The 14388-nt window shown below is 58.1% G+C and carries 9 protein-coding genes; 4 read left to right on the top strand and 5 right to left on the bottom strand.

Annotation, left to right across the window (positions count from 1 at the left end; all coding sequences use genetic code 11):
• Window positions 1-3: 3 nt before the first annotated feature.
• A complete protein-coding gene (locus tag ACR0L1_RS09800; RefSeq protein ID WP_480858504.1) occupies window positions 4-1500 on the top strand; it encodes an aldehyde dehydrogenase in 1497 nt (498 codons plus the stop codon).
• Window positions 1497-2837: an NAD(P)/FAD-dependent oxidoreductase gene (locus ACR0L1_RS09795; RefSeq protein ID WP_480858502.1), complete on the top strand. Its 1341-nt coding sequence runs from the start codon at window positions 1497-1499 to the stop codon at window positions 2835-2837. Before ACR0L1_RS09800 ends, ACR0L1_RS09795 begins: the two co-directional genes overlap by 4 nt.
• Before the next feature lie 102 nt (window positions 2838-2939).
• Here the strand turns inward: ACR0L1_RS09795 and ACR0L1_RS09790 are convergent, their stop codons facing one another.
• The 3 genes from ACR0L1_RS09790 to ACR0L1_RS09780 all read right to left on the bottom strand — a co-directional run bounded on the left by ACR0L1_RS09790 (window position 2940) and on the right by ACR0L1_RS09780 (window position 6722).
• A complete protein-coding gene (locus ACR0L1_RS09790; RefSeq protein ID WP_480858500.1) occupies window positions 2940-4493 on the bottom strand; it encodes a trimethylamine methyltransferase family protein in 1554 nt (517 codons plus the stop codon).
• Between the two features lie 168 nt (window positions 4494-4661).
• Window positions 4662-5612, bottom strand: coding sequence for a GlxA family transcriptional regulator (locus tag ACR0L1_RS09785; RefSeq protein ID WP_170783644.1), 951 nt, complete (start codon window positions 5610-5612; stop codon window positions 4662-4664).
• A 237-nt stretch (window positions 5613-5849) separates the two neighbouring features.
• Window positions 5850-6722 (bottom strand): LysR substrate-binding domain-containing protein, encoded by an 873-nt coding sequence (locus ACR0L1_RS09780; protein ID WP_480858498.1) that lies wholly within the window; start codon window positions 6720-6722, stop codon window positions 5850-5852.
• 133 nt (window positions 6723-6855) lie between these two features.
• On the opposite strand from ACR0L1_RS09780, the gene ACR0L1_RS09775 reads away from it, so the two are divergent.
• A complete protein-coding gene (locus tag ACR0L1_RS09775; protein ID WP_480858496.1) occupies window positions 6856-8376 on the top strand; it encodes a trimethylamine methyltransferase family protein in 1521 nt (506 codons plus the stop codon).
• Between the two features lie 112 nt (window positions 8377-8488).
• Window positions 8489-10957, top strand: a complete 2469-nt coding sequence (locus tag ACR0L1_RS09770) for a GcvT family protein (RefSeq protein ID WP_480858494.1) — start codon at window positions 8489-8491, stop codon at window positions 10955-10957.
• A gap of 100 nt (window positions 10958-11057) precedes the next feature.
• Here ACR0L1_RS09770 and ACR0L1_RS09765 read toward each other — a convergent pair whose 3' ends face one another.
• On the bottom strand, window positions 11058-11669 hold the full coding sequence (locus ACR0L1_RS09765) for a response regulator transcription factor (protein ID WP_480858492.1): 612 nt from the start codon (window positions 11667-11669) through the stop codon (window positions 11058-11060).
• Window positions 11666-14056: a sensor histidine kinase gene (locus tag ACR0L1_RS09760; RefSeq protein ID WP_480858490.1), complete on the bottom strand. Its 2391-nt coding sequence runs from the start codon at window positions 14054-14056 to the stop codon at window positions 11666-11668. Before ACR0L1_RS09760 ends, ACR0L1_RS09765 begins: the two co-directional genes overlap by 4 nt.
• Window positions 14057-14388: the final 332 nt, after the last annotated feature.

Below are 14388 nucleotides of genomic sequence, written 5' to 3'. Positions count from 1 at the left end.
GGCATGAGCTTGCTGACACAGGACGAATATAAATCCATCGCCGCGGGTCTGGACCTGCCCACCGGTGCCTTTATCGACGGCAGCTTCCGTCCGGCGATCTCGGGCAAGACGTTTACCAGCACCAACCCGGCCACCGGCGAGACTCTGGCCGAGATTGCCGCATGTGGCGCGGAAGATGTGGATTTTGCGGTCGAAAAAGCGCGCGACGCCTTTGACGATGGCCGCTGGTCGAAACTGTACCCGTCCGAGCGTAAGGACGTGCTGATCCGTCTTTGCAAGCTGATGACCCGCAATGCACGGGAACTTGCAGTGATGGAAAGCATCGACAGCGGCAAGACCATCTATGATTGCGAAACCGTGGATGTGCCCGAGACGATCCATTGCCTCAAATGGCATGCCGAAGCGATCGACAAGATCTATGATCAGGTCTCGCCCGCCTCGGACGATCACATCGCCATGGTCGTGCGCGAACCCATCGGCGTGGTGGGTCTGGTGCTGCCGTGGAACTTCCCTCTGCTGATGTTGGCGTGGAAGATCGGCCCGGCGCTGGCGGCGGGTTGTTCGCTGGTGATCAAACCAGCGGCGGAAACCACCCTGACGGCGTTGCGCGTGGCCGAACTGGCGATGGAGGCCGGTGTTCCAGCCGGTGTTCTCAACATTGTTCCCGGCGGCGGGGCCGATGTGGGCGAACCCATTGGCCGCCACATGGATGTCGACATGGTGTCCTTCACCGGCTCGACCGTGACCGGTAAGCGGTTCCTGACCTATTCGGCGGAAAGCAACGCCAAAGAGGTGGTGCTTGAAATGGGTGGCAAGAACCCCGCCATCGTGATGGATGATGCGGAAAACCTGGACCGCGTGGCCCAGCATCTGGTCAACGGGGCGTTCTGGAACATGGGCGAGAACTGCTCGGCCTCGTCCCGCCTGATCGTGCACAAGGACGTCAAGGCCGAGCTGTTGGAGCGTATCGCGCATCATGCGAAACAGTGGAATATCGGCGACCCGCTGGACCCGGAAACCCGCATGGGCGCGCTGGTATCCGAGGGGCATTACACCAAGGTATGCGGCTATCTGGACCAGGCCGAAAATGTGCTGATCGGCGGCACTGCCAAGGATGGTTTTGTCGATGCCACCGTGGTCGAAGTTGCAGACAACAATGCCGTTCTGGCCCGCGAAGAAATCTTTGGCCCGGTTCTGTCGGTGATCGAAGTCTCGGGCTTTGACGAGGCGATCGCGGTCGCAAATGACACCGAATACGGCCTGTGTGCGTCGATCTTCACCGCCAATGCCAAACGCGCCATTCGCGGTGCCCGCGCCCTGCGGGCTGGGACTGTCACAGTCAACAGCTTTGGCGAAGGCGACATCTCGACCCCGTTTGGCGGGTACAAACAGTCGGGCTTTGGCGGCCGCGACAACTCGGTCCATGCCCATGATCAATATACCCAGCTGAAAACCATCTGGATTGATCTTGCCGATGACGCCGATGAGGCTGTGAATTGACGCGGTACACCGCTAAAACCCTGCCGGTCCAACGCGGACCGGCTGCTTGGAACACGATTCTGGGTCCGCAAGCTCAGCCGACGGAGCTGGACGAGGATCAGACTGCTGATTTTGTCGTTGTTGGGGCGGGCTTTGCGGGACTGACAGCCGCACGCCGTATTAGACAGTTGCAACCCGAGGCCGAAGTCGTGGTCATTGAGGCCGGTCGGATCGCCGAAGGCGCAGCAGGCAGAAACTCGGGTTTCATGATCGACCTGCCGCATGATCTGGCCTCGGACGACTATGCAGGCAGCGGTGACGATCGCAAGATGATTGATCTGAACCGACAAGCGATCCGTTTTGCCCGCATGGCCGTTGAGGAATATCAAATCGACCCGAACTATTTTGACCCGGCGGGCAAGGTCAATGGGGCGGTCAGCGACACGGCTGAGGCGCACAACAAAAGCTATGCGCAGCACCTGACATCGTTGGGCGAAGAAAGCCAGACGTTGGATGCTCGGCAAATGTATGAACTGACCGGCTCGCGCCACTATACGTCAGGGCTTTACACGTCAGGTACGGTGATGTTGCAGCCCGCCGGTTATATCCGCGGGTTGGCGGACGGTCTGGTCGGGCAAGGCGTGCGTCTTTTTGAAAACAGCCCTGTCACCGGCTTTGCCTGCGAAGGCAAAGACTGGCGCGTGCAGGCAGAGAAAGGCAGCGTCACGGCACCCATGGTGATTCTGACCGTCAACGGCCACCTTGAAAGCTTTGGGCTCGAGCGCGACCGTTTGATGCATCTGTTTCTGTTTGCGTCGATGACCCCGGAATTGGGCAGCGATGCGTTGGAGAAACTGGGCGGCCAACCCCGCTGGGGAGTGACCCCGTCCAATCCCATGGGCACCACCATGCGCCGGATTGACACCGGACAAGGCGGCAACCGCATCATCACCCGAACCTGCGCCGCCTTACGCCCCGGCATGACCGCTACTGCTCGCGACCTGACGCGCGCCTCAAAGGTCATGCAGCGTAAATTCGACGCGCGCTTCCCCCAGCTTGCTGGCATGAAGATGCAGTACCAATGGGCAGGTCACCTGTGCCTGAGCCTGAACGGCGTTTCAGTCACCCGCGAAATCGACACCGGGGTCTATTCCGGCTGCGTTCAAAACGGGCTGGGCACTGCGCGCGGAACCCTCACAGGTATCGCGGCGGCAGAACTCGCCTGCGGTCACAGTTCAGCCATCTCACGGCACTTCTCGGCAGAAGCTCAACCAAAACGACTGCCACCGCAACCCTTCAGAGAAATCGGCGGCAACGCCGTGCTTCGGTGGAAGGAATGGCGCGCGCGTGTAGAATAGTCAGGGCGCCGGGCGGATCCGCTCGGTCGCCCGCAACATTGTTTTCCCACCTCGAAAAAAAGCCCGCCTATTGAGGCGGGCCAGTACGGGGAGAGACTTTTCTCAGTAAGTCTGGTTCAGTTCATCAGCTGCAGGGATCTCACGTTCACGGCGCGCGATGTAATCCAATAGCTCTTCGTTCTTGGCTTCGTCCAATTTGGGTTCTTGGTACTCGGCCAACAGCTTTTTGGCGTGTTTCAACGCGCGTTCGGTAATCTCGACACTGCCTTCTGCTTGCCATTGCTCGATCGAGTTGTTGTCGAACAGTTCCGGCATGAAGAACGCCTCCTGGAAATTGTCTTGCGTGTGCGGATGGCCCAAGTAGTGACCACCGGGCCCAACATCTGGAACCGCGGCAAGCGCCTGATCGAAATCGTGCCATTTGGGGCCTTCTGCCATGCGATAGGCCATGGCGCATTGTTCCGCATCGACGATGAACTTGGCGACCGAGCAATGCATTCCCGCCTCGTTCCAACCGGCGGAGTGCCAGATATAGTTCGCACCGGCATGGATCACCGCACTGAGCGTTGTTGCGGATTCGTAGCCTGCCTGCGCGTCAAAGGTCTTGGCACCGCCCAAAGTGTTCGAGGTGCGCCACGGAACATCATAGAACCGCGCCATCTGACCGATCATGAAGTTCATCAGGCTGATCTCGGGTGTGCCCGCCATCGGCGCGCCGGATTTCATCGACACAGTCGACAGATAGTGACCCCAGATCGCCGGGGCCCCCTTGCGGATCACCTGTGTATAGGCCAGCGCCGACAAGGCCTCAGCCGTCAGCTGCGCCACGGTGGCGGGAACGGATGCCGGCGTGTTTGCGCCACCCAGCACAAAGGGCGAGCACAAAACGGGTTGATTGCGTCGGCTGAAAGCGCGCATCGCGCCCAGCATGGTTTCATCCCATACCAGCGGGCTGTTGCCATTGCAGTTCCCCGTGGTGACGGGATTGTTGTCGATGAACTCATCGCCGAACAGGATCGCGCACATATCCATCACGTCTTCGGCGTTTTTGGGCGAAGTGGTCATACCCATGAACATTTTGTCGGAATATTTCATGGACGAATATGTGATGCGCAAGTGACGCTGGCTGATCGGGTGATCGTAGGGCTCGACAATATGGTGGGCCGAGCTGTGCAGCGCCGGCATCATGTGGCTGAGCTTGTGGAACATCGCCAGATCTTCCAGCAACGGGTTTCGCCGCACATCCTCCAGATCTCGCAGGAAGGGCGCGCCGGTCATCGGCACGAAGACCGAGTGCTTGCCGCCCAGCATCACATTCTTTTTCGGATCGCGCGCGTGATATGTAAACTGCGCCGGGATGGTTGCGATCAACTCGCGCACCATGTTGCGATCCAGATAGACCAGTTCGCCAACGACCTTTGCACCAGCCTTCTTCCAGTCTTCCAGCGCGATCGGGTCGCGGAACTGGACACCGACATTTTCCAGAATGTCCATGGCCGCATTGTCGATCAACTCTACCTGGGCGCCGTCCATGACTTCACAAACCGGCAAGTTGCGGGTCAAGCCGGAAAGCATGTCGAACACCGGAGCGGTACGAATGGCCCGCCGGGCAGAACGACCGCCAGAGCGGGAACGGATGCGAGTTTCTGTGGTCATCGGGTTTCTCCAGGATTTTCACAGAATATGGCAGTTGCCGAACGCGGCTGCGTCAAAATGAGCGAAGCATATTTGATAGATGCGACATGATGGTGCCGCGTGCGACACGACAAGGGCCCGGGACTCGAATCAACCTTCGAAGCCCCGGGTCGGCCCTGGCGTATGAAGCTAGTCTATCTTGTTGCGCTGCGCGTGAGGCGAAACGCCAAAATGGGCACGATAGACTTTCGAAAAATGACCGGGGCTTTCATATCCGCAGGCCAACGCAATGTCGGTGATCGAATCCTCGGTCTGCAACAACAGCGTCCGTGCCCGGTCCATTCGCATTTCGACATAGTATTTTTTGGGAGTCGAATTCAGGTATTTGCCGAACAGCCTTTCAAGTTGGCGGGTCGAAATGCCGAGCTGCGTTGCAATAACCGAAGGCGAGACCGGCTCGTCGATATGATCGCGCATGACACGGATCGCGCCGACCAGATGTTTGTTGCGCATCCCATTTCTGGATTGCAAGGAAACGCGCTGTTCAGCGGTGGCGTTACGAACGGCGACATAGACCATCTGGTCTGCGACATCCAAGGCGAGGTCTTCACCGTGATCCGCTTCGATCAAATGCAGCATCAGGTCCGCGGTCGCCGTGCCTCCAGAAGCGGTGATGTATTTTTCGTCCGCGACAAAGACACTGCGCACCAGATTCACATCTGGAAACTCTTCCATAAAGCTGTCGTGATATTCCCAGTGAATGGCGGCTTTCATACCGTCCAGAAAACCGGCCTCTGCCAATATCCATGCGCCCGAGCACAGCGCACCAATCTCTGTTCCTTTTGCGCGTTCACGCCTTAGAGCCGCCAACAAGGGGCGGCTGACATGATTGCGCATGTTGATGCCAGACAACACCAGCAACCTATGACATTTCGGGACGACAGAAAAATCCCCGTCCACCAGCGTTTCAGAACCGTTCGACGACGTAACCGACACCCCATCTTCCGAGCGCAAGGACCATTCGTATAGTTCCTTACCACTGATCAGGTTTGCAATTCGCAAAGGCTCGACTGCACAGGAAAACGCCAGATGCGAAAACTCATCCGTCAGAAAGAACACGAACTTTTGGGGTGGGGACATAAACGCCTCAATCGCCGCCTGGTCGCGCACCAAAACCGTTAAGGGTGCGCTTCTGCGCTATATCACTGTATTTTCTGCGTCAAGCGCACAAAGTGTTCAGGACAAAATGTGGACGGTCGAGGGTTACGTTCACGGGTCACACCATTCCGCGTCGGCTCTTCGGTATAGCAGCCCGCTTCTTTCAGCCGGTACTGGAAAATATTTGATGTAAGGCGAGACGGTCCCTTTTGTGCAGGTCTATCCGGCTTCTGCTTGCGCGGTGGCAAGAAGCCATTCCTTGACCCTCTGCGCATCATCAGACAAGGGTCTTCTCTTCGACCAGATAAGGTAAAACCCCTTCCCCGTTGTCCATTGCCATTCCGGTCTGGCCGCCAACAGACCTTGCTCAATCAGCCGGTCTGTCAGGTGTTTCCAACCGAAGGCAAAGCCCTCACCGGCCATGGCAGCCTGAAGGACCAGAGCATAGTCATTGAGACGCAGACCCGTTTGCGGCACCGCTGTATTGACCGAAAAATTCGCGAACCAATCTCGCCAACTTGGACGTTGACGAATGGGCTCTTCCAAGTGGATCAGGCGCTGGGTCAGCAGATTGGGCAAGCTACGCAGATCAACAGCCGCCGCCATGACGCGCGGTGATGCAACCGGATAGATCACCTCGGGCGCGATCAGGGCGCTTTCGCATTCCGGCCAGTTCCCGTCCCCCTGCCGAACAGCAAGACTGATGTTTTCCGCGTCGATGTCGGGGTCCCGGTCGCTGGACTGCAATCTCAGGTCAATTTGCGGGTGTTGCTGCTGCAAGTCAGCAAGGCGCGGCATGATCCAATAGTTATTGAAAGCCGTCGAAGCGCTGAGAGTCACATATCCGGTCTGACCAAGCTGTTGGATGGATGAGACAGAAAGAGCGAGCTGTTCAAAAGCGCGGGTTACATCGGCCAGCAACCTCTCGCCTGCCGTGGTCAGGACAACCTGACGGTGGCTTCGGGTAAAAAGCGCCGTTCCCAACCCCTCCTCAAGACGTCGGATCGCGACACTGACCGCCGGTTGTTGGACGTTAAGCTCTTGCGCAGCCCGCGTGAAGGATTGAAGCCTTGCGGCAGCTTCAAATACCACGAGATGCCGCGGAGATCCGAGAAGTTTCCAGAGTTCTTGCATAAATACTGTTTATGCTACGCATTCTTTTTTTCAAGCATCACAGCGCCATTTCAAGGTCTTAATATGTCGAAAAAGAATGGAGTGATTCACTATGGCTCGGCGTTCGCGTCAATCCCGGTCCCACAGTTCAGAGCCCGGTTCGGTTCCGGCCTCCCCATACATCCAGCGCAAACTGGCGTTTTTCGACCCTCTGACCGAAGAGGCCCTGACGCGGCTTGAGGCACAGGTTGACTGGATTTTTCAGGATGTAGGCATCGCATTTCGCGACGATCCGCAGGCGCTGGATTTGTGGCGACGTGAAGGTGCCCGGGTCGAAGGGGATATTGTGCGGGCCGACGCACAATGGATTCGCAGCTTGTGCGCCAAGGCACCTAAGAGCTTTACCCAAATCGCGCGCAACCCCGAACGATCAGTGGTGATCGGAGAAGGCAATCAGGTCTTTGCACCTGTCTACGGCGCGCCCTTCGTACGCGACCTTGAGGGCGGTCGCCGCTATGGCGACATCGACGCGTTCGAAAAGCTGGTCAAACTGACCTACATGCACCCATATCTGCATCATGGCGGGTTCGTCACCTGCGAGCCCTGCGATGTTCCGGTCAGCAAGCGCCACCTGGACATGATGTTTGCGCATATGACCCTCAGCGACAAACCGCATCTGGGCGCAATCACCGAGATGAGCCGGGCGCAAGACAGTATCGACATGGCCGAGATTGTCTTTGGCGCGGACTTCATGCGCGAAAACTGCGTCATCTTGGGCAACGTGAACACGAATTCTCCGCTGCTGGTCGACCGCGTTGTCACCGAAGCGGCGCGAGTCTATTCGACTCGCGGCCAAGGCATGATCGTGGTTCCGTTCATCTTGTCCGGCGCAATGGGTCCTGTCAGTACTGCCGCCAGCGTCTCACAGGCCATGGCCGAGGCGATGATGGTCTGCGCCTATGTGCAACTGCTGCGCCCCGGCGCGCCCTTTGTCTTGGGCAATTTCCTGTCATCCATGTCGCTGAAATCCGGCGCACCGACCTTTGGCATGCCTGAACCGGTGATGTCGAACTATGCGATCGGACAACTGGCCCGTCGGGCTGGCCTACCACTGCGCTGCGGCGGCTCGCTGACCGCCTCCAAGATCGAAGACGCGCAAGCCGCCTACGAATCCGCCGATTCCATGCACTCCACCATGCTGGCCGGAGCCAACTTCGTGCTGCACTCAGCCGGTTGGCTCGAAGGTGGCCTGTGCACCGGGTTCGAAAAACTGATCATGGATGCCGACCGTCTCGGCTCTTACCAGAAAGTGCTCAGCCAGGGCCTGGATACTAGTGACGAGGCCTTTGCACGCGACGCCTATGGCGAGGTCAAGGCCGGAGGACACTTCCTGGGCTGCGCCCACACCATGCGAAACTACCAGACCGCGTTCTATGAGCCCAGATTGAGCGACAGCGAAAATGTCGAAAGCTGGGAAGAAGGCGGCTCCAAGGACATGCGCCGCCGCGCCTATGAACGCTGGAACCAAATGTTGAACGACTACCAGCCGCCTGAGATGGACGAGGCCAAGAAAGAAGAACTGGCCGCCTATGTTGCCAAGCGCAAAGAAGAAATCCCAGACGCCTGGTACTAGCACCGGGATCTCTTCATCTGGCCAAAAATATCCTCGGGGGGAATCGCGCGCCAGCGCGGCGGGGGGCAGACAGCCCCCTTCCCCAGCCAAACGAAAGACACAGGACCCTCTCATGCCCGAGATTCAAAAAGATGAAACCACATCCGGCAAACAACTGCCCTCCCATGCCAAAGTCGTCATCATCGGCGGCGGCGTTGTAGGCTGTTCGATCCTGTTCCACTTGGCCAAGTTCGGCTGGAAGGACGTTGTCCTGCTGGAACGCGATGAACTGACCTCAGGCTCCAGCTGGCACGCGGCGGGTCAGATCCACACGATCAGCTCGGACCCCAACATATCGCGCCTGCAAAGCTATACCATCGATCTGTACAAAGAGATCGAGGAAACCTCGGGCCACTCGGTCGGCATGCACATCACCGGCGGTTTCTACGCGGCCTCGACCAAGGAATGGTACGATTATCTCAAGCGCGAGCGTTCGAAAGCGCGTTACATGGGCCTGCATCAGGAATTCATCAGCCCGCAGGAACTGGCCGAGCGTCACCCGCTGATCGATCCCAAACACTATCACGCCGCGCTCTGGGATGAGCAGGACGGCGACGTAGACCCCTCGGGCGCGACCTACGCCTTTGCAAAATCCGCCCGTCACCACGGCGCGCAATACTTCACCCATTGCGGTGTGACGTCGATGACCCAACGCCCTGATGGCAGCTGGGATCTGACCACCCCCAAAGGCGTCATTAACGCCGAGCAGGTCGTGAACTGCGGTGGCCTATGGGCGCGTGAGGTGGGCCATATGTCGGGCATCCACCTGCCGGTGCAGCCGATGGAGCACCACTATCTGATCACCGATGCGATCCCGATGATCAGGGACCGCATGGAGAGCCTGGGTGAAGCGGGTCGTCTGCCTGCGGGTATCGACTATGAGGCCAACATCTATTTCCGTCAGGAACGCCACGGCATGTTGCTGGGCACGTATGAGCCGAAATCGACCCCGTGGAAGGTCGATGGCACGCCGTGGGATTTCGGCCACGAACTGCTGCAACCCGATCTGGACCGCATCGCCGACCGTCTGGAAATGTCGTTCGAGCGTATCCCCGCCATCGGCGAATCCGGCATCAAGGACACCATCAACGGCCCATTCACCTTTGGCCCAGATGGCAACCCGATGATCGGCCCGGTTCCGGGCATGAAGAACTATTGGGTCGCCGTGGGCGTCATGGCAGGTTTCTGTCAGGGCGGCGGTGTTGGCCTGACCATGGCCGAATGGATGATCGACGGCGAGCCCTCGATTGACGTCTGGGCAATGGACGTGGCCCGCTTTGGCGAGTTCGCAACGCCGGACTGGGGCACCATCAAGTCCTCGGAAAACTACGAGCGTCGTTTCGTGATGACCTTCCCGAACGAAACGCTGCCCAAAGGCCGGATGCAGAAAACCACCACGCTCTATGACCGTCTGGTCGAAAAGGGCGCCGTGATGGGGCAAGGCTTTGGTCTGGAAAACGCGCTATGGTTTGCTGACAACGCCGAAGACGCGCATGAAACCCCGACTTTCGAGCGGAACCGCAGCCACGACTATGTGGCGCGCGAAGTAAAAGCCGTGCAAGAGGCCGTGGGCGGCATTGAGATCGCCAACTTTGCCAAGCACGAGTTCAAGGGCTCCGGGGCGCGAGACTACCTAAACCGCACTCTTGCAGGCTATGTCCCGAAACCGGGCCGTCTGGCGCTGACCCCGATGCTGACCGAAAAAGGCCGTCTGTACGGTGACCTGACCGTGGCGTGTCTGGGCGATGACCATTTCATGCTGTTCGGATCGGGCGCAATGCAGGATGCGCACCGCCGCTGGTTCGAAAAGGACCTGCCTGCGGACGTGAGCTATGCCAATGTCTCGGATGACTGGCACGGGATCGCGCTGTCAGGCCCCAAATCGCGCGAACTGCTGGCCCGTATAACCCGCGACGACGTAAACGCCGATGCGCTTAAGTTCCGCGATCTGCGCCAGACCTTCGTAGGCGGCGTGCCGGTGATCCTGAACCGTATCTCGTTCTCGGGCGAGCTGGGCTTTGAGATCTATTGCAAGCCGATGTACCTGCTGCGTCTGGCCGAGGCGATCGAAGAGGCCGGGGCCGATCTGGGCTATCGCTGGTACGGCGCACGCGCGTTGATGTCGCTGCGCCTTGAAAAAGGCTGGGGCGTCTGGACCACCGATTTCCGCCCTGATTTCAATGCGGTCGAATCCGGCATGGATGTCTTCATCAACTGGAAGAAGGACTTTGTAGGCAGGGAAGCGACCGAGAAGTTCAAGGCAGACGGCGTGGCACGAAAGCTGGTCACCATGACCATCGACGTGGACGGCATCGACGTCTCAAACGACGAAGCGATCCTGAAAGACGGCGAAGCGGTCGGCTATGTCTCGTCCGGCGGTTACGGCCACCGTGTCGGCAAGTCGATGGCCATGGGCTATGTCGCCTCGGACAGTGCGGCACCGGGAACCAAGCTGCAGGTGGAAATCCTGGGCGAGTTCTACGACGCCGAAGTTCTAGGGGGACCTGCATACGACGCCAACGGTGCAAATATGCGCGCGTAGCCGAGGCATTTGCATCGCGAAAGCCGAAGTCGAACCGTCAATCTGTCGAGATGAACATGCGCCCGGCCGCCAGTAGGCTGGGCGCTTTCTTGTTCGACCTCTAGGGCGATCTACCAAACAACTCATAGAGTTCGATTGTGGTTTTCACCCCAACTTTCAGTTGAATGCGCCCCCTATGAATTTCGACCGTGCGCGGGCTGATATTCAATTCTGCTGCGATTTCTTTGCTGGTGGTGCGGCCGGGGTTGCGCAGAATATACTGCAATACCTCGTCTTCCCGATCTGTAAGGCGCCCTCGCTTTTCCGCAAGATCCAGCCGTCGCGCTTTTTGCTGGCGCAACTTCTCTCCTAACTCCCAAGCCACTGCGATCCGGTCTGTCAGAACGCTCAGGTCAAAGGGTTTTTCCAGAAAGTCGATCGCCCCCGCCTTGGTGGCACGGACAGATTCCGGGATGCCACCATGCCCCGAGATGAAGATGATCGGAAGGGTCGAATCCTGCCGGACAAGGTAATCTTGCAGTTCAAGCCCGTCCATGTCGGGCATCCCGTAGTCCAGGACAAGGCATCCAGCAGCATCTGCGTCGACCTGATCCAGAAAGCTCTGAGCATCCGGGAAATGCGCAACCGTCATGCCGCGCCTGCGCAAAGAACGGGACAAGGCAATACGAACATCATCATCGTCATCAATGATATAGACGGTCAATTCGGTCATGTATCTTCTTTCCCGGAACGGTCGCTGCGCCGCAAGGTGAAACAGAACCGCGCGCCCGACAGAACAGACGGGTCATGCCAGATTTCACCGCCATTCGTCTTGATGATCGTGCGACAGATCGAAAGACCCAATCCCATGCCTTCGGCCTTTTGTGTGTCGAAGGTGTTGAACAGTACCACATCGGGACTGACCCCGGGGCCGTTGTCTTCAACCCGGACTTCGACAACATCTTCTGCGGCATGTGCGGTGATCACGATAGATCCGACCCCGGCTGAGTCTCTAGCCAAGGCGTCGATCGCATTGCGCAGCAAATTCACGAGGACCTGAGCGATCTGGGTCCGGTTTCCGATCACCGGCGGCAGGTCTACCCGATCATATCTCAGCGCTAAATCATGGGCTTTGGCCTCGGCCTCCATCAGGGTGATGGTCTGCGCGATTAGGCCACCCAATTCGAAAGGTGTTTGCCGCCCCCGGTCCTTGCGGACCATATCGCGCAAGGCACGAATGATGTCACCGGCACGACGCGATTGACGGTCAACATCGCTGAGAATTTCGGTCAACTCCGGGTCCGTCTCGCCCAGTTCGTCCAGCGTCATAATGGCCGCATCGACATTGTATGAAATCGCGCTGAGCGGCTGGTTCAGCTCATGCGCCAAGCCCGATGCCATTTCCCCCATCAGGTTCACCCGTGCCACATGGGACAGGTCGCGGCTCAGACGACTGGCCTCAGCCTCGGCTAGCTTGCGGTCACTGACGTCGTCGATGATGGCCACCGCATGATCTGGCGCGCCACTTTCGTCGCGAATTAAAATCGCGTTCACACGCAGCCAGATATTCGACCCATCCTTTCGAACAAAGGGATTTTCAACGATAAACTCAGAATCCTGCAATAGCGTTTCGCGGAGAGTCACAGCGATCTGCTTGCCATCTGCAGGCAGGATATCAGCCAGCGTCATCTTTTCCAGCTCACCCGGCTGATACCCCATGATGTCGCAAAGCTGCTCATTCACCCGCAGAAACCGGCCGGTTTCGGGAGAAATCTGTGCCATCCCACGCGACGCCAAATCAAAAGTGCGCCCATAGGCCGCCTCAAAACGCTGCCGCTGCCTCACCTGCTGCGCCAGCGCCGCGCCGGTATCCTCGAGCTCGCGATAGGGGCTGTGCAGGCTTTCTCCGGCCGGGATCTCTCCACTGGACAGGCGGCGCGTCTGACTGGCAAACATGCGCACAGGGGCATAAATCCGGTCCGCCAGCGCCAGACCGATGGCGCCCGTCAGAATCGCAATGGACAGGGCAATCCAGATCCCTTGCACCCGGTTCTTTTTGACTTCGCCAATAAAATTATCCTCGGCGGCATAGAGCCCGATCAGCCAGTTCAAACCGGGCTCCGAGACATCGATCAACATGGCAACATAGTCCTGACCGTCCAACTCGAAATCAGTATGAACAGGTCCGGTGATCTGACTGCTGCCCCTCTGCGCCAAAGCACCAAAGGCCTGGCGGGCCAATTCGTCGTCAATCTGATCCACCATTGGCAGTTCAGGATTGTCAAAATCCGCGTCCTGGTCGATCAGAACAAGAGTTGGGTGGGCAAGGACGGAACCATCCTCGTTCAAAACCAGCGCGGCCCCGCGGCGCTCTGACCAGATATCCAGCAAGAACCCCGACAGGGCGTCAATCTGAATATCCACCCCCAGAATGGCCCGTATGTTTCCCTCGTCATCCAAAACCGGCACCCCATACGTAATCCCTGGCTGGCGGGTGGTGAAGAAGATATAAGGCTGGGTCCAGATCGGGGCCTTCGCCTCGGATACCATCCTAAACCAAGGCCGGGTGCGCGCCTCATAAGTATCTGTCTGGGATTGCGCCGTTTCCAAAAGGGTAAACCGGTCATTGCGCCACTGAAAACTTGCCGGATGCTCGGTCAGTTCAGCGGCAAAGGGCGGGATCACCTTTGTGCGATACCGACCTGGCTCCTCGGTCCGCATGACATAAACGAAGCGCCCGCTGTGGTCTGCCAGATAGATGCCTGCCAATTGCGGAGCCACCTGAATTTGCTGAAAGAAATGGCTTTCCAGCGCCGAAGTGTCGTTGATATCCAGCACATCGTTTTCCGCCAGCCGCCTAGTGGCATCCAATACTTGCTGTGCCGGATTGAGAAAGTTTCGCACCTGGCCAATGACATTGACGCTGACCTGGTTCAGAGAAATCCGCGATTGCCGTAGCAGGGCTTTTTCCGAACTGACAAAAGTCGACAATGTCACGGACAGCACCGCTACGAATTGCAGCCCCGCCAGACATAGCGCCAGCGTCGCACGCAGTGATCTGCGCCTGCGGGCCGGCTCTGAGTGATCTTGATGGAAGGGTTGCTGTGCTGTCGTGTCCAATAGTCAATCCAGACGGTCTTTTCACCTGGGCCGTATCGCGGTGGCTGCTCTTTGAATCACCAGCCTATACGTAATCTACCGTATAGACACGCCTTGTCTGGTTTCGCTTAGTTCCTTGCCATCTGAATGGCTGATTCCAAACGACGTTTCGGGTGGATCAGTCATTCTCACAAGGATCAAAAAAACTGACAACAGGAGTGTCAAAGTGCTCAAAAAATCTTCTATCACAGCCTTCGCAACCGCCGCATTTTTGTCGCCTGCGGCTTATGCTGAGGAGTTCATCACGATTGGCACGGGTGGTGTAACGGGCGTTTATTATCCGACGGGTGGCG

The sequence above is a fragment of the Ruegeria sp. J8 genome, from assembly GCF_056531925.1.
Note: the sequence above shows the minus strand (reverse complement) of the source record. Positions and strands in the feature narration are given on the sequence as shown.

Excerpts from the sequence above, each read along its gene's own strand:
- ACR0L1_RS09790 (WP_480858500.1), bottom strand. The coding sequence starts at position 4,493 with ATGACCACAGAAACTCGCATCCGTTCCCGCTCTGGCGGTCGTTCTGCC.
- ACR0L1_RS09800 (WP_480858504.1), top strand. The coding sequence starts at position 4 with ATGAGCTTGCTGACACAGGACGAATATAAATCCATCGCCGCGGGTCTG.
- ACR0L1_RS09775 (WP_480858496.1), top strand. The coding sequence starts at position 6,856 with ATGGCTCGGCGTTCGCGTCAATCCCGGTCCCACAGTTCAGAGCCCGGT.
- ACR0L1_RS09770 (WP_480858494.1), top strand. The coding sequence starts at position 8,489 with ATGCCCGAGATTCAAAAAGATGAAACCACATCCGGCAAACAACTGCCC.
- ACR0L1_RS09785 (WP_170783644.1), bottom strand. The coding sequence starts at position 5,612 with ATGTCCCCACCCCAAAAGTTCGTGTTCTTTCTGACGGATGAGTTTTCG.
- ACR0L1_RS09765 (WP_480858492.1), bottom strand. The coding sequence starts at position 11,669 with ATGACCGAATTGACCGTCTATATCATTGATGACGATGATGATGTTCGT.